General features: G+C 59.6%; 23 protein-coding genes. 12 read left to right on the top strand and 11 right to left on the bottom strand.

The genetic code is table 11. The annotated features are described in order from the left end of the window. Nucleotides 1–47 precede the first annotated feature (47 nt). The 6 genes from ACOTXT_RS09030 to ACOTXT_RS09005 all read left to right on the top strand — a co-directional run bounded on the left by ACOTXT_RS09030 (nucleotide 48) and on the right by ACOTXT_RS09005 (nucleotide 5,962). The gene (locus tag ACOTXT_RS09030; protein WP_008500132.1) at nucleotides 48–362 is read left to right on the top strand and encodes a PTS sugar transporter subunit IIB; all 315 of its coding nucleotides are present in this window, start codon (nucleotides 48–50) and stop codon (nucleotides 360–362) included. 11 nt (nucleotides 363–373) lie between these two features. Beyond that, nucleotides 374–1,702 carry a PTS sugar transporter subunit IIC gene (locus tag ACOTXT_RS09025; RefSeq protein ID WP_025910681.1) on the top strand — a complete coding sequence of 443 codons (1,329 nt, stop codon included), beginning with the start codon at nucleotides 374–376 and terminating at the stop codon, nucleotides 1,700–1,702. Between the two features lie 17 nt (nucleotides 1,703–1,719). Beyond that, on the top strand, nucleotides 1,720–3,096 hold the full coding sequence (locus ACOTXT_RS09020) for a glycoside hydrolase family 1 protein (protein ID WP_179366956.1): 1,377 nt from the start codon (nucleotides 1,720–1,722) through the stop codon (nucleotides 3,094–3,096). A gap of 5 nt (nucleotides 3,097–3,101) precedes the next feature. Then, a complete protein-coding gene (locus ACOTXT_RS09015; protein ID WP_008500136.1) occupies nucleotides 3,102–3,404 on the top strand; it encodes a PTS lactose/cellobiose transporter subunit IIA in 303 nt (100 codons plus the stop codon). Between the two features lie 138 nt (nucleotides 3,405–3,542). Beyond that, entirely contained in the window at nucleotides 3,543–4,922 is a 1,380-nt protein-coding gene (locus ACOTXT_RS09010; RefSeq protein ID WP_023326394.1) for a carbohydrate porin, read from the top strand. A 134-nt stretch (nucleotides 4,923–5,056) separates the two neighbouring features. Beyond that, on the top strand, nucleotides 5,057–5,962 hold the full coding sequence (locus ACOTXT_RS09005; protein ID WP_032654354.1) for an EamA family transporter: 906 nt from the start codon (nucleotides 5,057–5,059) through the stop codon (nucleotides 5,960–5,962). A 48-nt stretch (nucleotides 5,963–6,010) separates the two neighbouring features. Here ACOTXT_RS09005 and nepI read toward each other — a convergent pair whose 3' ends face one another. From nepI to ivbL, 9 genes are all read right to left on the bottom strand, one after another. Further along, complete coding sequence (gene nepI / locus ACOTXT_RS09000) at nucleotides 6,011–7,201, bottom strand: purine ribonucleoside efflux pump NepI (protein ID WP_333165012.1); 1,191 nt, start codon at nucleotides 7,199–7,201, stop codon at nucleotides 6,011–6,013. A 102-nt stretch (nucleotides 7,202–7,303) separates the two neighbouring features. Beyond that, nucleotides 7,304–7,756 carry a DUF1198 domain-containing protein gene (locus ACOTXT_RS08995; protein WP_021242696.1) on the bottom strand — a complete coding sequence of 151 codons (453 nt, stop codon included), beginning with the start codon at nucleotides 7,754–7,756 and terminating at the stop codon, nucleotides 7,304–7,306. A 175-nt stretch (nucleotides 7,757–7,931) separates the two neighbouring features. Continuing rightward, nucleotides 7,932–9,323 (bottom strand): hexose-6-phosphate:phosphate antiporter, encoded by a 1,392-nt coding sequence (gene uhpT / locus ACOTXT_RS08990; protein WP_333165015.1) that lies wholly within the window; start codon nucleotides 9,321–9,323, stop codon nucleotides 7,932–7,934. A gap of 132 nt (nucleotides 9,324–9,455) precedes the next feature. Beyond that, on the bottom strand, nucleotides 9,456–10,775 hold the full coding sequence (locus ACOTXT_RS08985) for an MFS transporter (RefSeq protein WP_333165017.1): 1,320 nt from the start codon (nucleotides 10,773–10,775) through the stop codon (nucleotides 9,456–9,458). After that, complete coding sequence (uhpB, locus tag ACOTXT_RS08980; protein WP_039267102.1) at nucleotides 10,768–12,273, bottom strand: signal transduction histidine-protein kinase/phosphatase UhpB; 1,506 nt, start codon at nucleotides 12,271–12,273, stop codon at nucleotides 10,768–10,770. Before uhpB ends, ACOTXT_RS08985 begins: the two co-directional genes overlap by 8 nt. After that, nucleotides 12,270–12,863 carry a transcriptional regulator UhpA gene (gene uhpA / locus ACOTXT_RS08975; RefSeq protein WP_021242693.1) on the bottom strand — a complete coding sequence of 198 codons (594 nt, stop codon included), beginning with the start codon at nucleotides 12,861–12,863 and terminating at the stop codon, nucleotides 12,270–12,272. The genes uhpB and uhpA overlap by 4 nt, the downstream gene beginning before the upstream one ends. A gap of 82 nt (nucleotides 12,864–12,945) precedes the next feature. Next, nucleotides 12,946–13,233: an acetolactate synthase small subunit gene (ilvN, locus tag ACOTXT_RS08970; RefSeq protein WP_008500144.1), complete on the bottom strand. Its 288-nt coding sequence runs from the start codon at nucleotides 13,231–13,233 to the stop codon at nucleotides 12,946–12,948. A 3-nt stretch (nucleotides 13,234–13,236) separates the two neighbouring features. Continuing rightward, nucleotides 13,237–14,925: an acetolactate synthase large subunit gene (ilvB, locus tag ACOTXT_RS08965; RefSeq protein ID WP_333165020.1), complete on the bottom strand. Its 1,689-nt coding sequence runs from the start codon at nucleotides 14,923–14,925 to the stop codon at nucleotides 13,237–13,239. A 106-nt stretch (nucleotides 14,926–15,031) separates the two neighbouring features. Continuing rightward, entirely contained in the window at nucleotides 15,032–15,130 is a 99-nt protein-coding gene (ivbL, locus tag ACOTXT_RS08960; RefSeq protein WP_057979964.1) for an ilvB operon leader peptide IvbL, read from the bottom strand. 521 nt (nucleotides 15,131–15,651) lie between these two features. On the opposite strand from ivbL, the gene tisB reads away from it, so the two are divergent. The 4 genes from tisB to emrD all read left to right on the top strand — a co-directional run bounded on the left by tisB (nucleotide 15,652) and on the right by emrD (nucleotide 18,508). Beyond that, a complete protein-coding gene (gene tisB, locus ACOTXT_RS08955) occupies nucleotides 15,652–15,741 on the top strand; it encodes a type I toxin-antitoxin system toxin TisB (protein WP_008500146.1) in 90 nt (29 codons plus the stop codon). A gap of 64 nt (nucleotides 15,742–15,805) precedes the next feature. After that, entirely contained in the window at nucleotides 15,806–16,252 is a 447-nt protein-coding gene (locus ACOTXT_RS08950) for a GNAT family N-acetyltransferase (protein WP_063435659.1), read from the top strand. Between the two features lie 62 nt (nucleotides 16,253–16,314). Beyond that, a complete protein-coding gene (locus tag ACOTXT_RS08945) occupies nucleotides 16,315–17,148 on the top strand; it encodes an EamA family transporter (RefSeq protein ID WP_045372111.1) in 834 nt (277 codons plus the stop codon). A 175-nt stretch (nucleotides 17,149–17,323) separates the two neighbouring features. Further along, the gene (gene emrD / locus ACOTXT_RS08940) at nucleotides 17,324–18,508 is read left to right on the top strand and encodes a multidrug efflux MFS transporter EmrD (protein WP_023293703.1); all 1,185 of its coding nucleotides are present in this window, start codon (nucleotides 17,324–17,326) and stop codon (nucleotides 18,506–18,508) included. Here emrD and ACOTXT_RS08935 read toward each other — a convergent pair. Together ACOTXT_RS08935 and dsdC are read right to left on the bottom strand one after the other, a co-directional pair. Then, nucleotides 18,411–19,499 carry a cellulase family glycosylhydrolase gene (locus ACOTXT_RS08935; protein ID WP_333165023.1) on the bottom strand — a complete coding sequence of 363 codons (1,089 nt, stop codon included), beginning with the start codon at nucleotides 19,497–19,499 and terminating at the stop codon, nucleotides 18,411–18,413. The two genes, emrD and ACOTXT_RS08935, sit on opposite strands and share 98 nt — an antisense overlap. Before the next feature lie 84 nt (nucleotides 19,500–19,583). Then, entirely contained in the window at nucleotides 19,584–20,510 is a 927-nt protein-coding gene (gene dsdC, locus ACOTXT_RS08930) for a DNA-binding transcriptional regulator DsdC (RefSeq protein WP_025910720.1), read from the bottom strand. Between the two features lie 204 nt (nucleotides 20,511–20,714). Here dsdC and dsdX point away from each other — a divergent pair, with 204 nt between their 5' ends. Both dsdX and dsdA read left to right on the top strand, forming a co-directional pair. Continuing rightward, a complete protein-coding gene (dsdX, locus tag ACOTXT_RS08925) occupies nucleotides 20,715–22,052 on the top strand; it encodes a D-serine transporter DsdX (protein ID WP_025910722.1) in 1,338 nt (445 codons plus the stop codon). Between the two features lie 17 nt (nucleotides 22,053–22,069). Further along, on the top strand, nucleotides 22,070–23,356 hold the full coding sequence (gene dsdA / locus ACOTXT_RS08920) for a D-serine ammonia-lyase (protein ID WP_008500154.1): 1,287 nt from the start codon (nucleotides 22,070–22,072) through the stop codon (nucleotides 23,354–23,356). The last annotated feature ends 87 nt before the right edge of the window (nucleotides 23,357–23,443 follow it).

The raw sequence follows: 23,443 nt of genomic DNA, 5'->3' as shown, positions 1-23,443 counted from the left end.
TCCAATCATCCTCGCAATAACTTTTTACATTTAGAGGATGGTTGTCGATGTTCAAGATTATGCTGTGCTGCTCTGCCGGGATGTCCACCAGCCTGTTGGTCAGCAAAATGGTCGATGTCGCGAAAGAACGTGGTTTGCCGGTGAAGATTGATGCGTACGGTGTTTCCGAATTTGATACGCAGTTTCCGCAATACCAGGTGGTACTTCTCGGACCGCAAGTGAAATACATGTTACAGACACTCTCAGACAAGGCGGCGACGCATGGCATTCCGGTGCAGCCCATCGACATGATGGACTACGGCATGCAGCGTGGCGATAAAGTACTGGACTTTGCTCTGTCGCTCATCGAAGCGGCACACTAAAAGGTGTTCACATGAGTTCGTTATATCAATCCATGGTTGCGGTGATTGAGCAGTCAATTACCCCGCTGGCCGCGAAGCTCGGTCAGCAAAAGTACGTGATTGCCATCCGCGACGGCTTTACCGCCGCGCTGCCGTTTATGATCATCGGCTCGTTTATGCTGGTGTTCATCTTCCCGCCGTTCTCGGCGGATACCACTAACAGCTTCGCCCGCGGCTGGCTGGATTTTTCCCAAACCTACCGCGAACAGCTGATGCTGCCGTTTAACCTCAGCATGGGCGTGATGACCTTCTTCATCTCGGTAGGAATTGGGGCGAGCCTGGGGCGTCAGTTTAACCTCGACCCGGTGATGTCCGGCCTGCTGGCCTTTATGGCCTTCCTGCTGGTCGCCGCGCCGTATGCCGACGGCAAAATCTCAACCCAGTACCTCTCCGGCCAGGGCATCTTCACCGCGCTGATCGCCGCCATTTACTCAACCCGCGTGTACGCCTGGCTGAAGCAGAACAACGTCACCATCCGCCTGCCGAAGGAAGTGCCCACCGGCGTGGCGCGTTCGTTTGAGATCCTGATCCCGGTGATGGTGGTGATCGGCACGCTGCACCCGCTGAACCTGTTCATTGAAGCGCAGACCGGGATGATTATCCCGCAGGCGATCATGCACCTGCTGGAGCCGCTGGTGTCCGCGTCTGACTCCCTGCCCGCCATTCTGCTCTCCGTGCTGCTGTGCCAGATCTTCTGGTTCGCGGGTATCCACGGCTCGCTGATTGTTACCGGCATCATGAACCCGTTCTGGATGGCGAACCTCTCGGCAAACCAGGCGGCACTGGCCGCAGGCGCGGCGCTGCCGCACGTTTATCTGCAGGGTTTCTGGGATCACTACCTGCTGATTGGCGGCGTCGGTTCCACCCTGCCGCTGGCCTTCCTGCTGCTGCGCAGCCGCGTTACCCACCTGCGCACCATCGGCAAAATGGGCGTGGTGCCAAGCTTCTTTAACATCAACGAGCCGATTCTGTTCGGCGCGCCGATCATCATGAACCCGATGCTTTTCATCCCGTTCGTGTTCGTTCCGCTGGTCAACGCCTGCCTGGCGTACGGCGCAACCAAGCTCGGCTGGCTGGCACAGGTGGTCTCGTTAACCCCGTGGACTACGCCCGCGCCGATTGGCGCCTCGTGGGCGGCGAACTGGGCGCTGAGCCCGGTGGTGATGTGCCTCGTCTGCATGGTGATGTCGGCGCTGATGTACCTGCCGTTCCTGCGCGCCTATGAGCGTACGCTGATTAAAAACGAAGAGCAGAAAGCCCAGGCTGCAACCGTGGGTGCCGCTGAAGCCACAAGCAATTAAGTCAAAGAGGAAGGGTCATGAAATACGCATTTCCCGATAACTTCTGGTGGGGCAGCGCAAGCTCCGCTCTCCAGACGGAAGGGACACGAGAGGGTGAAACCACGTGGGACTACTGGTTTGCCCGCGAGCCGAACCGTTTTCACAACGGCGTGGGGCCGCAGCACACCTCCACGTTTTATCAGCACTGGAAAACGGACATTCAGCTGTTAAAACAGCTGAACCACAACAGCTTTCGTACCTCGATTAGCTGGGCGCGCCTGATCCCCGACGGTATCGGTGAAGTGAACCCGGACGCGGTCGATTTTTATAATCAGGTCATTGATGAGCTGAATGAACAGGGCATCACGCCGTTTATCACCCTGTTCCATTTCGACATGCCGATGGCGATGCAGGAAATTGGCGGCTGGGAAAACCGTGACGTAGTGGACGCGTACGCCCGCTATGCGCAGATTTGCTTCGAGCTGTTCGGCGACCGCGTGCTGCACTGGTTTACCTTCAACGAGCCGATCGTGCCGGTGGAAGGCGGTTATCTGTACGACTTCCACTACCCCAACGTAGTGGATTTCCGCCGGGCGGCCACCGTGGCTTATCACACGGTGCTGGCCCATGCGAAGGCGGTTCAGGCCTACCGCGCCGGGCACTACGCGGGGGAGATCGGCATCGTTCTGAACCTGACGCCGTCGTATCCGCGTTCGCAGAACCCGGCAGACGTGAAGGCGGCGCACGTTGCGGATCTGATGTTTAACCGTAGCTTCCTCGACCCGGTCCTGCGCGGCGAATACCCGGCGGATCTGGTGGCGCTGCTGAAATCTTACGACCAGCTGCCCGCCTGCAAGCCGGAAGACGGTTTCCTGATTGCGGAAGGGAAAATCGACCTGCTCGGCATTAACTACTATCAGCCGCGTCGCGTGAAGTGTCGCGACAGCGCGGTGAACCCGCAGGCGCCGTTTATGCCGGAATGGTTCTTTGATAGCTACGAGATGCCGGGCCGCAAGATGAACCCCTACCGCGGCTGGGAAATCTACGCGCCGGGTATTTACGATATTCTGATTAACCTGCGCGACAATTACGGCAACCCCCGCTGCTTTATTTCTGAAAACGGCATGGGCGTCGAAAACGAGCAACGTTTTATTGAAAATGGCCAGATTAACGATCAATACCGCATCGAGTTTATTTCCGAACATTTAGCCTGGCTGCATAAGGGTATTAGCGAAGGGTGCAATTGTCTTGGTTACCATATGTGGACGTTTATTGATAACTGGTCGTGGTGTAACGCGTATAAAAATCGCTACGGATTTATCCAGCTCGATGTAAAGACGCAGCAGCGCACCATTAAGAAAAGCGGGGAGTGGTTTGCCGCCACCGCCTTAAATAATAGCTTTGATAAAGAGTAATGATGATGATCGCACTAGAAGAAGCCGTAATGGAAATTATCGTCAACGCCGGGCAGTCCCGCAGCCTGTGCTTTGAAGCGCTGCACGCGGCGCGTCAGGGCAACATTGACGAAGCCAAAAGCCTGCTGCGCGAAGCCGACGGCTACGCGCGTCAGGCGCATAAAATGCAGACCAAACTGATCGAGCAGGACGCGGGCGAAGCCCGCCAGCCGATGACCTTAATTATGGTGCACGCGCAGGATCATTTAATGAACTCCTTATTAGCGCGTGAATTATCCGAAGAAATTATTCATTTATATCAGAGATAGTCTATGGCGAAATAAATTACTGTAATACCTCTGTACCTAAAATTAGAAATCCACTTGTTCTGATGATAGCGACATATTCTGTCAGATCGGAGCGGGATGGTTATTGTCTGAATAAAATTAAACTATATTGAGATAACCATGAATACGATTAAAAAACTTCCATTAACCATGGCGGTTATCGCCGCGCTTTGCCCAATTTCCGTGCTCGCCCAGGAATTCACGCAGGAGCAAATCGACGCCATTGTGGCGAAAGCGGTGGATAAAGCCCTGGCCGAACGTCAGGCCAAAATGGATGCCGCCGTCGCGAAAAAAGCGGACGTGGTGACCGAGCCGCAGAGCGCGGCGCAATCCCCGGACATGGCGATTCCGTTCGGGATTAAATTTACCGGCTACGCCCGCTACGGCGCGCACTTCCAGGCCGCCGATCAGAAATATGTGGCGGTGGATGGCTCCTACAACGGCGCGTCCGCGATCGGTCGTCTGGGTAACGAAGGCAACGGCGGCGAGTTCCAGCTCTCTAAAGCCTTCAAGGGAGAAAACGGCGCCATCTGGGACATCAACGTGATGATCGACCACTGGGGCGACGAAGTTAACCTGAAAAAGGCCTACGCGGGGGTGACCAACATTATGGCCTCCAACCCGAACGCCTACTTCTGGGCCGGTCGCGACTTCCACCAGCGTCCGCAGCAGGGCATCAACGATTACTTCTGGATGAACCACGACGGCCAGGGCGCCGGGGTGAAGAACTTCGATATCGGCGGGGTGCAGTTTGACGTCGCTGCCGTGGCGGCAGTGGAATCCTGTAGCCCGGAAGTGATGGAAGACGAAGCGAACCCGTCACGCATCACCTGTACCGGCGGGTCCGGCACGGGCGACAAAGGTAACTACGCGGCCACCTCTAAAATCCACGGTATGAAGCTCGGTCCGCTGGATCTGGAGCTGTACGCCAACTACGGCTTTGATTCAAAAGCGGTAGAGAGCGACGAGCGTCTGAACGCCTGGCAGGGTGGCGTGGTGCTGAGCCATACCAACGACAGCGGCGTGAACAAGGTGATTGCCCGCTACTCCGATAACTCGGACAACAGCGTGTTCAATAAAACCGAAGACCTGACCACGGTCTACGCCAGTTTCGAAGGGCTGTACAAATTCACCCAGGCCACGCAGGTGGAGTACATCCTCGCCTTCCACGACTACGACAACAGCCGTGATAAGACCGACAACCGTAAGAACTACAACGCCATCGTGCGCCCGATGCACTGGTGGAACGACGTTCACTCTACCTGGCTGGAAGCGGGCTGGCAGCACGTGGATTACGACAACGGCGGCGACAACAAAGGCTGGAAGCTGACCCTGTCGCAGAACATGTCTATCGCCATGGGGCCAGAGTTCCGTCCGATGCTGCGCTTCTACGTGACCGGCGGCAAAGTGGATAACGCACGCACCGCGCGCGTGAACAACACCAAAGACGAGACGCTCGACGACTTCAACGTCGGCGCGATGTGGGAGGCGTGGTTCTAGTAGAGCGCCGTTTGTTTCGCCCGGCGGCGCTGCGCTTGCACGGGCCTACAACGTTTTGTAGGCCGGGTAAGCGTAGCGCCACCCGGCAAGATCCCATGTTATGCTACAAAAAAACCAACGTAACAGGGGAGAAAATGGGTTCCACACGTAAAGGGATGCTGAACGTCCTGATCGCCGCCGTTTTATGGGGCAGTTCCGGCGTTTGCGCGCAGTACATCATGGAGAAAAGCCACATTTCTTCGCCTTACCTGACCATGGTTCGCCTGCTGTTTACCGGCGTGATCCTGCTGACGCTCTCCTTCGTTCACGGCGACAAGATTTTCTCGGTCATCAAACATCGCAAAGACGCCCTCAGCCTGCTGTTTTTCTCGCTGGTCGGCGCGCTCACCGTGCAGCTCACCTTCCTGCTGACGATTGAAAAATCCAACGCCGCGACGGCCACCGTGCTGCAGTTTCTGTCGCCAACGATTATCGTGGCGTGGTTCGCGCTGGCGCGGAAAAAGCGCCCCGGCGTGTTTGTTTTGTCCGCGATTGTGACCTCGCTTGTCGGGACGTTCCTGCTGGTCACCCACGGCGACCCAACCTCGCTCTCCATCTCGCCTGCCGCCCTGTTCTTCGGCATCGCCTCGGCGTTTGCCGCCGCGTTTTACACCACCTATCCGTCAACGCTGATTGCCCGCTACGGCACATTGCCGATTGTCGGCTGGAGTATGTTGATTGCCGGATTAATGCTGACGCCGTTCTACGCCGGACGCGGCACCACCTTCGTGATCGACGGCGGCCTGCTGCTGGCGTTTTTCTACCTGGTGGTGATTGGCACCGCGCTGACGTTCAGCCTGTATCTGAAAGGCGCACAGATGATCGGCGGGCCGAAGGCGAGCATCCTGAGCTGCGCCGAGCCGCTGAGTAGCGCGCTGCTGTCGGTGGTGTTGCTGGGCGTGGCGTTCACCCTGCCGGACTGGCTGGGGACGCTGCTGATCGTGTCGTCGGTGGTGCTGATTTCGATGGATTCGCGTAGAAGGGTTAAGGCATCGGCGTAGCCTGATGCCCTCACCACAACCCTCTCCCACGGGAGAGGGAGAAAAACACTACTTCGCTTTAACCTTCCCCGCCACCAGCAGCGCCGTCAGCAGCATCAGCGTGCCGGAAATCACCAGCGGTGACGTCAGCCCCAGATGGTCGAGCGCCACGCCGCCAATGGCCGCGCCGCAGGTGTTCGCCAGCTGGATCACCGCCACCTGAATCGACCCGGCTTTTTCCGCCTGATCGGCGAGCGAGCGGGTGATCCACGTCGACCAGCCCACCGGCACCAGCGCAAAGGCAAAGCCCCAGATAATCGCAATGGCTGACGCGACCCACTTATCGCTACCCCACAGCACCAGCACCGTGGCGCTCGCAGCCAGCACCAGCGGCGCACCCGCCAGCGCCACTTTCAGGGAGCGTTTCAGGAACTGCGACGACAGCGAGGTACCGACAAAGCTGGCGATACCGAAGCTCAGCAGCACCAGCGTCAGGCCGTCCACGTCAAAGCCCGCCATGGTCATAAACACCGGGCGGATATAGGTAAAGAAGGCAAACTGCCCGGCAAAGGCCATAAAGATGGCGGTCATCCCCGCCAGCACGCCGGGGCGCTTGAGCAGCGCGAACATGTTCTGCTTATGGTGCGCCGCTTCGCCCGGCAGGGACGGCAGCGCTTTCCACACCCAAATGATGCAGAGCAGGCCCATCACCGCCGCGGCGTTGAAGACGTTACGCCAGCCGATAATCCCACCGAGGAAGCTGCCAAGCGGCGCGGCAATCACCAGCGCGATAGAGACCGCACCGAAGATAACGGAAAGCGCTTTTGGCACCGTCCGCGCGGGCACCAGGCGCATAGTGAGCGAGGCCGACATCGCCCAGAAGCCGCCGAGCCCCAGCCCCAGGCAGGCGCGACCGAGCAGCAGCAGGGTGAAGCTTTCCGCGAAGGAGACCAGCAGGCAGGAGAGCGTCAGCAGCACGCTGAACAGTATGACCACCTTGCGGCGGTCGATGGTGCCAATCACCTGGGTGATAAACAGGCTGGCGAACATCGCCACGAAGGCGGTGACGGTAACGGACTGCCCCCCCACGCCTTCGGAAATGCCCAGATCCTGCGCCATCGGCGTCAGCAGGCTCACCGGCAGAAACTCAACGGTAATCAGGCAGGCGACGCAGAACGCCACGGAGAAAACCGCCGACCAGTTGGGGCGAGTAACCTCTTTGGTCTGCGGTCGGGTCGTGGGCTGGATATGTTCTGTCATGGCGTCACCTGAAGATAAAAACGTGCGGAAAAGTCGCGCAGTTTATCATCAAAAGTGTGACGAATTTAACGTTTAGACAACTTTTGTCGTTTTTACAGGGGATCAGTGCAGGTAAAACACGCCCTCTTCCGGCAGGAAGAGCTGGTTATAGCGTAGCTGGAAGGCGTTCAGCTCCTGCGGATCGGGCTCCATCTCGCGCATAAAGCCAAGCGCCAGACGAATTTGCGCATCGGTAATGGGTGCGGCAAGGCGGGCTTTACGCAGCATGCGGTGCCAGGCGTGCAGGTTCTCCTCGCTGCCGTCGACAATGCAGACCTGCCAGATCAGCAGCACCTGCGCGGCGTTTTGCAGATGCGCCTCGTCCGGCCGTTCAAGGTAGCGGATAAACTCATTGCCCGGCGTTTTACCGAACTGATCGATCATCGACTCAACCGGCATCGGGGTGATGCCAAGACGCTCGCTTAAACGTTTGATGGCGCGGCGGGAATCTGAGGTCAGGACGCGAAATCCCACCACAAACACCACGGCAAGCGTTGCCAGCATTATCCAGACCATGCGTTCTCCTTTGACTAGCCGCTCATCATAGCGGGAAACGCACGGCGTCAACAGCGGGCATAACCAGAATAGTGCTCTGAAAAGACGTTGCGGAATGGGGGATCAGGTATTAACGCCGTTGGCGCAAATAAAAAAGCCCGGCATCACACACCGGGCAAAGAAGTTACCTGCACACTCAGGCTGTTTTTAATTTCTGCGCACGATTTTCACGGCGAATTTTACGTTCTTCCAGCACCGCGACCATCGCCATCAGGACGATACAGCCGATCGCTGCCGCATCCAGCGCCGCGAAGGTTCCCGCCCAGCCGGTGAGGCCGAAAATTGGCGTGCCGTCGGCGATCATCCCCAGACCCAGCTTGGCAAAGCTGTCGCCGATCAGATAGGCGAAGGTGCCTTTAATCCCATCGGCGGCGCCGATCGCTTTTTTCGGCACGAAGCCCACTGCCGCCACGCCGATCAGCAGCTGCGGACCAAACACCAGGAAGCCGAGCGCGAACAGGGACGCCAGGTAAACGTACTGGTTGCTGGCGTGCTGGTAGACGCCGAGGGTGGCGATAATCAACGCCAGCGCGATGCAGGCCACCAGCGCGCGACGGCCGTTGGCGAGGTCGGAGAGCCAGCCCCACAGCAGCGTGCCGACCAGCGCGCCCACTTCGAACAGGGTGAAGCCCTGAATCGCCACTTCTTTAGAAAGCTTCAGCTCCTGGAAAGCATACACGGTTGACCACTGGTCAATGCCGATACGCACCACGTAGAGGAAGATGTTTGAGAAGCAGAGCAGCCAGATCACTTTGTTTTTCAACACGTACTCAACAAAGATCTGCCATTTGGTCATCGCGTTCTCTTCGGTCTCTTTGTCCTCTTCGCTGATCTCCTCGCCGAACAGCTCTTCGGCTTTGCCGAGGCCGTACGATTCCGGGGAGTCGCTGCCGAAGCGCAGGCCGATAAAGCCGACGATCAGGGCGATAATCGACGGGAAGATAAACATCCCGATCACGTGGCCGTCGAACAGATAGTTCGCGCCAAACAGCGCCACGCCAGCCGCGCCCGCCCCGCCGAGGTTGTGGGAGATGTTCCACATGCCGAGGTAGGAACCACGCTTGCGGCGCGGGGTCCATTTGGTGATGGTGGAGTAGCTGCACGACCCGCCGGTACTCTGGAAGAAACCGCTCAGGGCGTAGAAGGCGATCATCAGGAACAGGCTAACGGAACCCGCGCCCATGCTGGCGCTGAAGCCGAGCATACAGATGGCGGAGAGGATCAGCATAAACGGCAGGAATTGCTTGGTGTTTTTGCCGTCCGCGTAGTAGGAAACGACGGTCTTGCCCACGCCGTAGGTGATGGAGAAGCCCAGGCCAATCATCCCCAGCTGCGTCATGCTCAGCCCGTAGGTTGAGATCATGTCGTTCTGGGCGATGTTAAAGTTTTTGCGGATCAGATACATGGTCAGGTAGCCGATGAAGACCACCAGATAGGACTGCATGAACGGTTTGAACCACATCTTGCGCCGCACGTCGAGCGGCAGATCCAGGGTCGGCTTGCGCACCTGGTTTAAGAAGGCCAGCATGGTTGGTTTACTCCTGAGCTGATTTTTGCAGCATTGTAAAAATCAGCCGGGAGAGATGCCTGAGACAGCGTCCAGGTAAAACCGGGAAAATTTCCTAGTTTTGCGCCACTCGGGGTGAAAAGGTGAGGCGCATCACATCACGCTGGCTTCACGCGGGGCCTGCGCATGTAAAAACGGCAGCAGCAGCAGGGCGGAAATTCCCGCCGCGATGGCGATCACCGCGAAGAAGCCACTCCAGTGCCAGATGTCGATGACCCGCGCCAGCGGCCAGCCGGAGAGCGATGCGCCAAGATAGGCAAACAGCCCGACAAAGCCCGTCGCCGCGCCTGCCGCCTCCTTGTGCGAGCACTCCGCCGCCGCCATGCCGATCAGCATCTGCGGGCCAAAGACGAAGAAGCCGGTGGTGAAGAAGCACGCCGCCTGCATGACGTAGCTGGCGAACGGCATCAGCCACAGCGAGCCAACAGAGAGCAAAATCCCGGCGGCAAAAATCAGGTTCATCGGGCCGCGGTTGCCGTTGAACAGCTTATCCGAGCCCCAGCCCGCCACCAGCGCGCCGATAAACCCGCCCAGCTCGAACATTGTCACCGCCGAGTTGGCGGTCACCAGGTCCACGCCGAGCGTCTCGGACATGTACAGATTGCCCCAGTCGTTGATGGCCGCGCGCACCACGTAGACCAGCACGTAGCAAAGCGACAGCAGCCAGATGTACGGGTTTTTCAGCACGTATTTGGTGAGGATCTCCCTGCGGGTCAGCCCCGCGCCCTCCTGCTGCTGGGCAATCTCCATCTCGTCGTGCCGCCAGTCGCCCACCGCAGGCAGGCCCACGGTCTGCGGCCTGTCGCGCAGGCGCCAGCAGAGGAACAGCCCGGCGACAATCGCCAGGCCACCGGCAACCATCATCCCCGCGCGCCAGCCGTAGTGCAGCGCCGCGGCACCCACCACCATCGGGATCAGCGCCCCGCCGACGTTATGTGCGGTGTTCCATATCGCCCACCAGCCGCCGCGTTCGTTGCGCGAGTACCAGGCGGTGAGCAGACGCGCGCAGACCGGCGCGCCCCAGCCCTGGAAAAACGCGTTCAGCGCCCACAGCAGGGCAAAGGCCCACAGCGAGGTGGAGAAGCCAAACAGAATATTCACCACGCCGGTGGCGATCAGCCCAACGCCCATGAAATAACGGGCATTTGAGCGATCGCTGACGATGCCGGAGAAGAACTTCGACAGGCCGTAGGTGATATAAAACAGCGTCGCCAGCAGGCCGATGTCGGTGCGGGTCATCACGCCGCTCGCGAGGATCTCCGGCGCGGCGGCGTTGAAGCTTTTGCGGGTAAAGTAGAACAGCGCGTAGCCGAGCCAGATAGTGATCAGGATATGACGACGCCAGTAGCGGTAGCGGGCGTCGATCTCCGCTTTGTTGCCTATCGGCGCGGCGTTTGCGGGGGTTTTAAACATGGTGGCTCCTTAGCGGCAGGCTGACGCTGACGCGCGTCCCGTGGGTGCAGGAGAGGCTCAGCGTGCCGCCCAGCGCCTTAACGCGCTCGCGCATGCCCGCCAGGCCAAAGCCCTGCTGGCCGGAGCCCGGCGGCAGGCCGCAGCCGTCATCTTCAATCACCAGCATCAGGCGCTCGTCCTGCTGCCAGCCCTGGATCGTGACCGCGCTGGCGCTGGCGTGTTTGACGATATTGTTCAGCCCTTCCTGACAGACGCGGAACAGGGTTACGCGCTGGCCTTCGCTCAGCGCAGGTTCGCTAATGCGCCAGTCGAGATGGCTGACAATGCCGCGGCTTTCCAGCTCCATCTCGCGCATCAGGGAGCGTACCGCCTGCTCCAGCGACAGGTCGTCGAGCTGGCGCGGCCGCAGCCTGCCGAGCAGGCGTCGCACCGAGTCATAGACTCCCAGCGAAAGCTGTTCGATATGCGCCCCGCCCTGCTTCACGCCTGCGTTTTCTGCCGCCAGGCGCTGGACAATGCCCGCCTGGGTGCGGATGGCGGTAATGGTCTGCCCGATGTCATCGTGCAGCTCGCGGGCCACCTCCTGCCGCACGCTCTCTTCCGTCTCCAGCAGGCGTTCAGCCAGACGCCTGTTGCGCGCCAGCTCGGTTTGCAGGGACTGGTTCAGCTCGCGCAGGCGCTGAATGCCCGCCCCCAGCAGCAGCCCGGTCAGGCTCTGGGCCAGCAGCGAGAGCAGCAGATCCACCGGATGGTCGTGCCAGGTCTGGCTGGCGATCAGCGCGATGGCGTTCATCAGGGTCGCGATCAGCGCCCCCTGCCAGCCGTAGTGCCAGGCCAGGGCGATAATCGGCAGCGCCAGGCAAAACGGCGTGAAGCGTGAAAGCTCGGCGGGCAGACCGAGCTGAAGCCAGAGGCTCACCACGAACAGCAGCAGATACCAGATGAGATGCCGGGCGCGCCAGTTCACCGGTTGGGACACCAGCCCCGGACCAAGCGGCTGCCAGACGGTGCTGGTGAGGTAGTGCCAGATCACGAGGCAGGTGGGTGCCAGCGTCAGGCCACCGGTGAGGGTCAGCAGCAGCGCGTTGAGCATCTCCTTGTCGCCAACCCACGGCAGGGACTGCAGCAGCGCGGCGGCAATCAGCGCCGCCCCCTGGCGCAGCAGCGTGCGCCAGTCGCGCTGGTGACGATAGCGGGAAATGAGGGCAACCGGGAGAAGCGTGAGCAGGCTTCCGGTCATCAATAAGGGCAGATGCGCGAGGGCCACTTCCTGCGCCAGCCAGACCAGCAGCAGCCACTCTGCGCCCAGCAAAACGGGCCAGTAACCGCGCGGGCACTGGAGCATTAACCCCAGACGCAGGCCGAAGGGGAACAGCAGCACCGCCAGCTCAGGACGTTCCACCAGATGCAGGCTGATGCTCCACAGGCAGAACCACGCGGCGGAGAAGATAAAAAAGCTGGCAACGACGGCGATCAGCCGCGAAAAGACGGGACTCATTGCCAGCTGTCGAACATGCGGCGCGCCAGCTCGACGTCGTTGCTGACGTTGAGTTTTTCCATCAGGTTGGCGCGATGGACGTGCACGGTCTTCGGCGACAGATCCAGCTCGGCGGCAATCTCTTTTACCGACATCCCCTGCGCGAGCTTCTCAGCCACCTGACGCTCGCGCCGGGTGAGCGGATCCTGTCGTCCAGCCGCCAGCTTGATGGCGATTTCCGGCGTCAGGTAGCAGCCGCCGGTGGAGACGGTGCGCACGGCGGCGATCAGCTCGTCCGGGCTGCAGCGTTTGGAGAGGAACCCCCGCGCGCCCGCGTTGAGTGCCTGCTCGACCAGCGCCGGACTGTCGTGGACCGAGAGCATAATGGTCGCCATTCCTTTCGGCAGCTGGCTTAGCAGCTCCAGCCCGGAGAGATCCGGCATCGAAATGTCGCAGATACAGACCTGCACCCCGCGCCCCGGCAGGCCCGCCAGCGCCTCGCGGCCGGAGCCAAACTCGGCCACGACCTGGAAATCCGGTTCGAGGTTGAGAAGCTGGGCAAAGCCAGAGCGGACGATAAGGTGGTCGTCGATAAGGGCGATGGTGGTCATGTGTGTTCCTGCGGTCTGAAAAAGCCGGATGGCGCTGCGCTTATCCGGCCTACAAGAGCGAAAGACGCTTACCTTAAGCGATCTATTCGAAGAACACCGCAATTTTGTTAAACATGGTGGGATCGGACTGGTTGCGCGCCACGTTGGTGACGTCCTCCAGCTTGTCGATCTGCGCCATCATCTGCTCCAGACGCTGGTCATCGTTGACCAGTAGCCAGATGCGGCTGTGCTCGCTGCCCTGAATCGGCAGACAGAGAATGCCTTCCACGTTAAACGCCCGGCGGGCAAACAGCCCGCAGACGTGGGTCATGACGCCAGGGTGGTTGCGGACGGTGAGTTCCAGAATGACGTTATCATGTTGTTTCTGCATGGCTTATTCTCCCACCATCTCAGTATTTGCCGCACCTGGCGGCACCATCGGATACACTTTTTGTTCAGGGTCGATACGCACGTGGATCAGCGCCGGGCCCGGACGCGAGATCGCCGCCTGCAGCGCCGCGTGGGCATCCTCTTCCGCGTTCAGATCGCAGGTGTGCAGGCCAAAGCCGGCGGCAATCTGCATAAAGTTAATCATCCCCGGATAGGTCGCCGCAAACACGCCCTGCTTGTAGAACAGGCTCTGCTGCTGGTGCACCAGCCCCAGCGCCTCGTTGTTCATCAGGATGATTTTCACGTCTAACTGGTTTTCGGCCGCGGTCGCCATCTCCTGAATGTTCATCATCAGGCTGCCGTCGCCGGAGAAGCAGATGACCTTGCGGTCCGGATTCGCCAGCGCCGCGCCCACAGCTGCGGGCAGGCCAAAGCCCATGGTGCCGAGGCCGCCGGAGGTCAGCCACTGGCGCGGACGGTTCAGCGGGTAGGCCTGGGCGGTCCACATCTGGTGCTGGCCCACGTCGGTGGTGATAATCGCGCTGTCGTCCACGCAGGCGGCCACGGCGTTGATAAGGCCATAGTGGCTCAGCGGGTCGCCTTCGGTTGGGATGGCGCCCGGGAACTCGCGCTGCAGATCGGCCACCAGCTTACGCCAGTCGGCGCGGTCGGCTGCGTCCGTCTGCGGGATCAGCTGCGCCAGAACCTCTGCCACGTCGCCCTGAATCGCCACGTGCGGCTGCTTGATTTTACCCAGCTCGGCGCGATCGATATCCACGTGAATGATTTTCGCGTTCGGGCAGAACTCCTCGGTTTTGCCAATCGCCCGGTCATCAAAACGCGCGCCCATAACAATCAGCAAATCCGCCTCTTGCAGGATGTAGTTGGTGCTGCGCGCGCCGTGCATGCCCAGCATCCCCAGGGACAGCGGGTGCGCTTTTGGCAGCATACCCAGCGCCATCAGGGTCATGGTGGTCGGCAGGTTGGCTTTTTCCGCAAACTGGCGGATTTCATCCGCAGCGTTAATCGCCCCGCCGCCCAGATACAGCACCGGGCGTTTGGCGGCGTTAATCATGGCGGCGGCGTCGCGTACGCTCTCAGCGCTGAACTCCGGCGCGGGGGCACGCTCGCCCGGCTCCGGCAGAACGTCGATCTCGATCTCTGCGGTCTGGACATCCTTAGGAATGTCTATCCACACCGGGCCCGGGCGGCCGGACTGCGCAATGCGGAACGCATCGCTAATAACCTGAGGAAGCTCGGCGATGTCGCGAACTAAATAGTTATGTTTGGTGATGGGGATAGAGATGCCGTAGGTATCCACTTCCTGGAACGCATCGGTACCGATCATCGAGGACGGCACCTGGCCGGTAATGCAGATCAGCGGAATGGAGTCGAGGCGCGCGTCGGCGATGGCGGTGACCAGGTTGGTTGCGCCCGGGCCGCTGCAGGCCATGCAGACCGCCGGTTTACCCTGCGTGCGCGCCATGCCCTGAGCGATGAACCCCGCCCCCTGCTCGTGGCGCGCCAGCACGTGGCGGATCTGCGTGCTTTGGCTTAACGCATCGTACAGCGGCAGCACTGTGCCGCCGGGGATGCCCGCAACCGTGGTGATGCCCTGTCGCTCCAGCAGATGAACGATCAGCTGCGCGCCGGTAAAACGCGTCTTGGTGGATGTTGTGCCCGAACTTGCCATGCTCCAGTCCTTTTCTTCTGAGCCGACTTTCCGGGGAGGGTCCTAAACGAAAAACCCCGCCCGGTTTGCGCCGGCGGGGTTTTGGATTCGTGTGTTGATCCAGTCCCTACGGCGCATTGCCGACGACCACCACCACACGCACGACGACCACTGCGGCTGGTTGCGCAGTTTTTAGTAGGGTCGAAGTGAAGATGGATGAAGTCATTGGGGACCTGTGTTTGGAATCATTGATGGAATTTATACAAACACAGGTTTTCGGGCGTGACAATGGAAATATTTTCATCTGCGCAAAAATGCGTCAGGGATCACGTTTCGTTTGTTGGGGGATGAAAACAAAAAACCCCGCCGAAGCGAGGTTTTTATCAGGGTCTTGCGGTTGGTCGCCGCAGAACACACTGTGTTACGTCAACGCAAAAAGTATACGCGATCGAAGACGAACGCGCAATTCCGGCACGGATTTTGACGTTTTTGAGTATGGATCGCCTTCCAGATTTTGTCCACAAAATACTGTTCATACGTACAGTATTTATCTATACTGAGGGTGTTCGCAGTGAGCGAGGGGGCCGCAGTTCTACCGGCGCAACGAAGTCCTGGCTGAAACGGGTGGTGCCGTCAGTGCCTTAACCCCTGAAGTGAGCACACTGTGTTACGTCAATCCAGGTGCTGGCAACAGGCGGCGGAAAGGTACGCCAGCATCGTGCTCCTTTTAACCAAAAGGAGACGCGTATGAGCGTAGTGGATATGGTGATACTTATCCTCAAACTCATTGTTGCAGTACTGCAACTGCTTGATGCTGTCCTGAAATTCGTTCGGTAATTCAGGTTCAAGTCGCACCTGAGAGGGGCGGGCAACCGCCCCTCTTTAATAACGAGGGAATGCTATGTCGCGTCTGTTAATTGAGCCTGTCACGCCCGACGAGCCGGGGTATATCGCCCTGAAGGCTGAAAGTATCGCATCGAATTTCAACATGCTGCGCAGGCTGGAAGAGAGCTGGCAGCGGGGTGAGAACCGCTTTAACGCGCCGGGTGAAAAGCTGCTGGGGGCGTTTCTCAACGGCAAGCTGGTTGGCGTGTGCGGTCTGAATCGCGATCCGTTCAGCCAGCAGCCGCGCGCCGGGCGTATTCGCCATCTCTACGTCAGCGAGAAGTGCCGCGGGCTGGGGATTGGCAAGCAGCTTTTAACCGTCGTGATGGCCGATGCCAGCATCTGGTTCGATTTCCTCAATACCCATGCGCCGGACGCTGCCTACGGGTTTTATCGCCGGGCAGGGTTTACGCTGGTCTCGGACGAACCGCGGGTGACGCACCGCCTTTTTTGTGCGGTGTAACCGGCTGGCAGCTTCAGGACGTGAATGTTACAGTTGAGTGACAATTCATCACCCGATACGCCATGACCCTCACCGTATTCTGCATTTTACTCTTCGCCGCGCTGCTGCATGCCAGCTGGAACGCCATCGTCAAAGCCGGAACGGACAAGCTCTATTCCGCGATTAGCGTCAGCGGCTCCGCCACGCTGATTGCCCTGGTGCTGCTCCCCTTCTCTCCACAGCCCTCTGCCGCAAGCTGGCCGTTTTTGATCGTCTCCTGCGCCTTACAGGTGGTCTACACCGTGCTGGTCGCGAAGACCTATCAGGTTTCCGATATGAGCCAGACCTACCCGCTGATGCGCGGCACCGCCCCGCTGCTGGTGGCGCTGATCAGCGTGCTGGCGCTCGGCGATCGTCTCTCCTGGCTCGCCTGGTCCGGCATCGGGGTAATTTGCCTGTCGATTCTGGCGATGGCGATGAACGGGCGCATGCAGTCACGCAAGGGGATCTGGCTGGCGCTGCTGAATGCCTGTTTTATCGCCGGGTATACGCTGGTGGACGGCACCGGCGTGCGGCTGTCGGAGACCGCGCTGGGCTATACGCTGTGGACCTTCTTTATGAACGGCTTCTGCCTGCTCGGCTGGGCGATGGTGGCACGTCGGCGCGAGGCGTCCGGCTACCTGCGTCTGCACTGGAAAAAGGGGCTGCTTGGCGGGGTGGGGACCATGGGCTCTTACGGTCTGGCGCTGTGGGCGATGACGCAGGCGCCGCTGGCGGTGGTTGCGGCGCTGCGTGAAACCTCCATACTCTTTGGCGCGCTGATCGCTTTTTTGCTTTTAAAAGAGAAGGTTGCGGGCCTGCGCATTGCAGCAGCGCTGGGTATCGCCGGCGGCGCCATTCTGCTGCGCCTGGCGTAAAGCACTGGCAACATTAGTTGCCGTTCTTGTTTACAAATCCTGCCTTTACCGGTTTTTTCATTCACCGCGACAATGCTTAAATTGTCATCTCTCTGTGGTAGATTCCTCGCGCATTTATGGGAATGCGCAGTCACTTATTCTTCATTTTTCTCTTTTGGCAAAAGTATTCAGCGACATGAAAAAGCAACGGAACGTTAACTTATTGTTGATGCTGGTGTTACTGGTGGCCGTCGGTCAGATGGCGCAAACCATCTACATTCCGGCGATTGCCGACATGGCAAAGGAATTGAACGTCCGCGAGGGCGCGGTACAGAGCGTAATGGCGGCCTACCTGCTGACCTATGGCGTTTCGCAGCTCTTCTACGGCCCGCTCTCTGACCGCGTCGGGCGTCGCCCGGTGATCCTGGTGGGCATGAGTATTTTCATGGTGGCGACGGTGATTGCCATTACTACCCATAGCCTGACCGTACTGATTGCCGCCAGCGCCCTGCAGGGCGTTGGGACCGGCGTTGGCGGGGTGATGGCGCGAACCTTACCGCGCGATATGTATCAGGGTACCCAGCTGCGTCATGCCAACAGCCTGTTGAATATGGGGATTCTGGTCAGCCCGCTGCTGGCCCCGCTGATCGGCGGCCTGCTGGACACGATGTGGTCCTGGCGCGCCTGCTACGCCTTCCTGCTGGTGCTGTGCATCATTGTCACCTTCAGCATGGCGCGCTGGATGCCGGAAACGCGTCCACAGGACGCGCCGCGCACGAAGCTGATCGCCAGCTATAAAACGCTGTTCGGCAACGGCGCGTTCACCTGCTACCTGCTGATGCTCATCGGCGGCCTGGCGGGTATCGCGGTGTTCGAAGCCTGCTCCGGCGTGCTGCTGGGCGCGGGGCTGGGCCTGAGCAGCATGGTGGTGAGCATTCTGTTTATTCTGCCGATCCCGGCGGCGTTCTTCGGCGCGTGGTTTGCCGGTCGACCAAACAAGCGCTTCTCCACCCTGATGTGGCAGTCGGTGATCAGCTGTCTGCTGGCGGGTCTGATGATGTGGATCCCGGGGCTGTTTGGCGTGATGACCGTCTGGACGCTGCTCATCCCGGCGGCGCTGTTCTTCTTCGGCGCGGGGATGCTGTTCCCGCTCGCCACCAGCGGCGCGATGGAGCCGTTCCCGTTCCTTGCAGGTACGGCGGGCGCGCTGGTGGGCGGTTTGCAGAACATCGGTTCCGGCGCGCTGGCCTGGCTTTCAGCGATGATGCCGCAGACCGGGCAGGCTAGTTTGGGCCTGCTGATGACGCTGATGGGGTTGCTGATTTTACTGTGCTGGCTGCCGCTGGCGTCGCGTGTCCCGCATCACGAGCAGCCGGTTTAACCGCATGATGGCCCGGCTTCTCGCCGGGCTTTTCACAGACGGGCGCAATCATCGCCTGCAGTAACGGCTCTGGCGCTGGCCGCCAGGCCCCCTCTTCCCCGTCGTAAAACTGGAAGTCCGCGTTAAGCGCATACGGAATTTTCGCCTTTTGCAGCTCGCAGGCCATATAGGTGGCAAAGGCCATTTGCGAGGCGGTTGGCGTTAAGCGACTTGACTCCCCCACGCCCCAACCCCCGACCCAGCTAACGTGCCCGGTTTTTTGCTGCCAGTGCAGCGCGGCATTAATGCGGTTACGGATGGCCGCTTTCTCTGCCGCCGTGCCGGACGTCCACGGGTATTTGCCGCCATTTTTCAGCGGCCCCCACGGGAAAATATGCCACTCCGCCAGCAGATAGGTTTGGCTGTGCGCGGGCAGCTTCAGGCTGGATAACTCCTCCGGCGCGGCACGCAGGCGTGGCGCAATGAAGATCATGCGCTGCGGGTCGATGTCGTGGATCGCTTTGATGGTTTTTTCATAGACACGGTTTAGCGACGCCAGATTGTGGTTAAGCTTGTCGGCAGGCTCATAAATGAGATCAAAACCCAGCAGCGGGTAGCTTTGACCGAAATAGTGCGCCACGGCAATCCACCAGTTGACCGTCTCTTTCTCGTTATCGGCTTTCGGGTCGTTTTTATATTCATCAGCCTGATACGCGACTATCGGGATCACGCCATACTGCTCACAGGCTTCTACCAGCTTGCGCAGGTGGATCAGCCGCGCTTCCGTCGGCTCGTCGGCCACGCGGATGCGCACGTGGGTAATGCCTTTAGCCCGAAAATCGCGGACCACCAGCGGGTCGAATTCGCGTATGCCGCGCTCGGTGCGCGCCCAGTCAACATCCATACCGACGCCAAGCTGCTGCGCATAACGGGCAGCCGTCAGCGGCGGCTCAGCGGCAATGGCCCAGCCGGAAGAGATCAGTAACGCGGTCGCTATAAGAGGCTTTAACACGGTTTACCCTGGATAAATCGAAAGCATTACCTGTATTTAGCATGCTTTTTCACATTTGGTGTAGCGCGAAAGCGTAATAATTCTTCAACCTGCCAGTTCTCTCAGCCAGCCGATAAAGGCGTCTATTTTCGGCCACTGTCGGCCCGAAAGCGTCGAAACATAGTAGTGCTGATGGCATTTCAGGGTCTTGTCACCAAACGGGGCGATCAGTTCGCCCCGTTCAAGCCGTTTTTGCACCAGCCGCTTTCTCCCCATCGCGACGCCGACGTGGTTGATGGCCGCAATAATCGCTAAGTCGGAACGATCGAAACCAATACCCGACGATGGCGGCATATTCACCGCAAAGTGCTGCGCCCAGCTCAGCCACTCATCCGTACCGGAATCATTGCTCCAGGCCTGACGGTCGTGCAGCAGCGTGCAGTGGCTAAGGTTATCGGGGTTTTTCAACAGCTCATGCTCGCGGGCATACTGCGGCGAGCAGACGGGCAAAATCTCTTCGTCCATCAGGAAGTGATGAGACAGATGGTTTGGCGGCGTATCGTCAAAATAGAGCGCCAGATCGACCCCCGTTCGCTGCATATTGACGTAATCATTGCCGGTCAGGACGGTGAGCGATATTGACGGATAGCGGCGGGTAAAGTCACCCAGCATGGGTACCAGCCAGCACTGAGCGATCGACGGCCGGGAGTAGACCGTCAGCGTGCCGGACAGCGCCTGGTTTTTGATGTCCAGGATCTCCTGATTCAGGGTGTCGAGGGACGATTTTAGCGTCCAGTAAACGCGCTTTCCCTCCTGCGTCAGCTCGACTTTACGGTGCGAACGGACAAACAGCTGAATACCGAGCTCTTCTTCCAGCAGGTTGATGCGGTGGCTCACCGCGCTGGGGCTGAGCGACAGCTCCTCCGCCGCCAGCGCGAAGGATTCATGTCGAGCCGCCACTTCAAAGGTGTACATTTTCGACAGCTGCCAGCCGTTTAATAGCCGGTTTCTGGCTTCATTTGCATCGGTCATCACAATTCTCACGCGTGTTTTCTGCGCCCAGCATACCGTTCATGGGTGAATTTATGTGAACCTAATGCGGGTTAAGTGCGTTTTTTAGAGCGCAGTCACTCAGTTGATTCAATCTGGCTCACCTGAACGCCAATTTATATCGTTTGTCAGCCCACGCCGCTTTTTCGTCCAATACCCCCAGATGACATAAGGGTGAGGTGAGATATGGGATCTCAGGTCTGGGTTGTGGCAACGCTGCTGGTCAGCATTGTGTTGATTGTTTTAACCATCGTAAAACTGAAGTTTCACCCGTTCCTCGCGCTGCTGCTGGCGAGCTTTTTCGTCGGCGCAATGATGGGAATGAGCCCGCTGGATATGGTAAACGCCATTGAGAGCGGGATTGGCGGTACGCTGGGCTTCCTGGCGGCGGTGATTGGTCTGGGCACCATTCTCGGCAAGATGATGGAGGTTTCCGGCGCGGCAGAGCGCATCGGGATTACGTTGCAGCGCTGCCGCTGGCTGTCAGCAGACGTGATTATGGTGCTGGTGGGCCTGATCTGCGGCATTACGCTGTTCGTGGAAGTGGGCGTGGTCCTGCTGATCCCGCTGGCGTTTTCCATCGCCAAAAAGACCCACACGTCGCTGCTTAAGCTGGCCATTCCGCTCTGTACCGCGCTGATGGCGGTGCACTGCGTGGTGCCGCCGCATCCGGCCGCGCTGTTTGTGACCAATAAATTAGGGGCGGACGTTGGGACGGTAATCGTCTACGGCCTGCTGGTGGGCCTGATGGCCTCTCTGGTCGGCGGCCCGCTGTTCCTGAAGCTGCTCGGCAATCGTCTGCCGTTTAAACCGGTTCCGGCGGAATTTTCAGACCTGAAGGTGCGGGAGGAGCATACCCTGCCGTCGCTGGGCGCCACGCTGTTCACGGTGCTGCTGCCGATTGCCCTGATGCTGGTGAAGACCATCGCCGAACTGAATATGGCAAAAGACGGCACGCTGTATACGCTGCTGGAGTTTATCGGCAACCCGATCACCGCCATGTTCATCGCCGTGTTTGTCGCCTACTACCTGCTGGGGATCCGCCAGCACATGGGCATGGGCGCGATGCTGACCCATACGGAGCACGGCTTTGGCTCTATCGCCAACATTTTGCTGATTATCGGCGCGGGCGGCGCGTTCAACGCCATCCTGAAAACCAGCGGACTGGCGGACTCGCTGGCGCAAATTCTCTCGAACCTGCACATGCACCCTATCCTGCTCGCCTGGCTGGTGGCGCTGGTGCTGCATGCCGCCGTAGGCTCCGCCACGGTCGCGATGATGGGCGCCACGGCCATCGTCGCGCCGATGCTGCCGCTCTACCCGAACGTCAGCCCGGAGATCATCACCATTGCCATCGGTTCCGGCGCCATTGGCTGCACGATCGTGACCGATTCCCTCTTCTGGCTGGTGAAGCAATACTGCGGCGCGACCCTGAATGAGACCTTCAAATACTATACGACGGCGACGTTTATCGCCTCGGTGCTTGCACTTGGCGGCACATTCCTGCTTTCTTTCATTATCTGAGCGCGAAGAGACGTATTATGGAAAACGCAACTATCACCACTTTAACCGCACAGTTTCCTCTGGTTGAGGATCTGATTGCCCTGAAAGAAACCACCTGGCTTAACCCGAACACCACCACGCTTGAAGAAGGGCTGCCCTATGTCGGGCTGACCAAAGCCGACGTGGACGATGCCCATGCGCGCCTCAAACGCTTCGCGCCATATCTGGCGAAAGCCTTCCCGGAGACGGCCGCAACGGGTGGGATTATTGAATCCGAACTGGTCGCCATCCCGGCAATGCAGGCGCGGCTGGAGAAAGAATCTGGCAAATCCATTCCCGGCACGCTGCTGCTGAAAAAAGACAGCCATTTGCCGATCTCCGGCTCGATTAAAGCGCGCGGCGGTATCTATGAGGTGCTGACCCACGCGGAAAAACTGGCGCTGGACGCCGGGTTGCTGAGCGTTGAAGACGACTACAGCATCCTGCTGGAGCCGCGCTTTAAGGACTTCTTCAGCCAGTACAGCATTGCGGTAGGCTCAACCGGCAACCTGGGGATGTCCATCGGCATCATGAGCGCACGCATCGGCTTTAAGGTGACGGTGCATATGTCCGCCGACGCCCGCGAGTGGAAAAAAGCCAAACTGCGCAGCCACGGCGTCATCGTCGTGGAATATGAGCAGGATTACGGCGTGGCGGTGGAGCAGGGACGCAAAGCGGCGGAAAGCGATCCGAACTGCTTCTTCATTGACGATGAAAACTCCCGCACCCTGTTCCTGGGCTACGCGGTGGCGGGCGAGCGCCTGAAGGCACAGTTTGCCGCTCAGGGCCGCGTGGTGGATGCCGATCATCCGCTGTACGTCTACCTGCCGTGCGGCGTCGGCGGCGGCCCCGGCGGCGTGGCGTTTGGCCTGAAGCTGGCCTTTGGCGATAACGTTCACTGCTTCTTCGCGGAGCCCACGCACTCCCCGTGCATGCTGCTGGGCGTTTACACCGGCCTGCACGATGAGATCGCGGTGCAGGACCTGGGCATTGATAACGTGACGGCGGCGGACGGGCTGGCGGTAGGACGCGCCTCCGGCTTCGTGGGCCGCGCGATGGAGCGCCTGCTCGACGGGTTCTATACGCTTTCCGATCAGAGCATGTACGACATGCTCGGCTGGCTGGCGCAGGAGGAAGGCATTCGGCTGGAACCGTCCGCGCTGGCGGGGATGGCCGGGCCGCTGCGCGTGCCTTCAGATGCCAGCGTTACCCACCTGGTGTGGGCGACCGGCGGCGGCATGGTACCGGAAGACGAGATGGCGAAGTATCTGGCTAAAGGGCAGTAATTCTGCCGGGTGGCGGCTACGCCTTAACCGGCCTACGGGGGGCGGCGGGGGGTGGGCCCGGGAGGGGGGGGCGCCCCCCCGCGGGGA

It is taken from the genome of Enterobacter cloacae complex sp. IR5422 (assembly GCF_049238165.1).
Classification (GTDB): Bacteria; Pseudomonadota; Gammaproteobacteria; order Enterobacterales; family Enterobacteriaceae; genus Enterobacter; species Enterobacter roggenkampii.
Note: the sequence above shows the minus strand (reverse complement) of the source record. Positions and strands in the feature narration are given on the sequence as shown.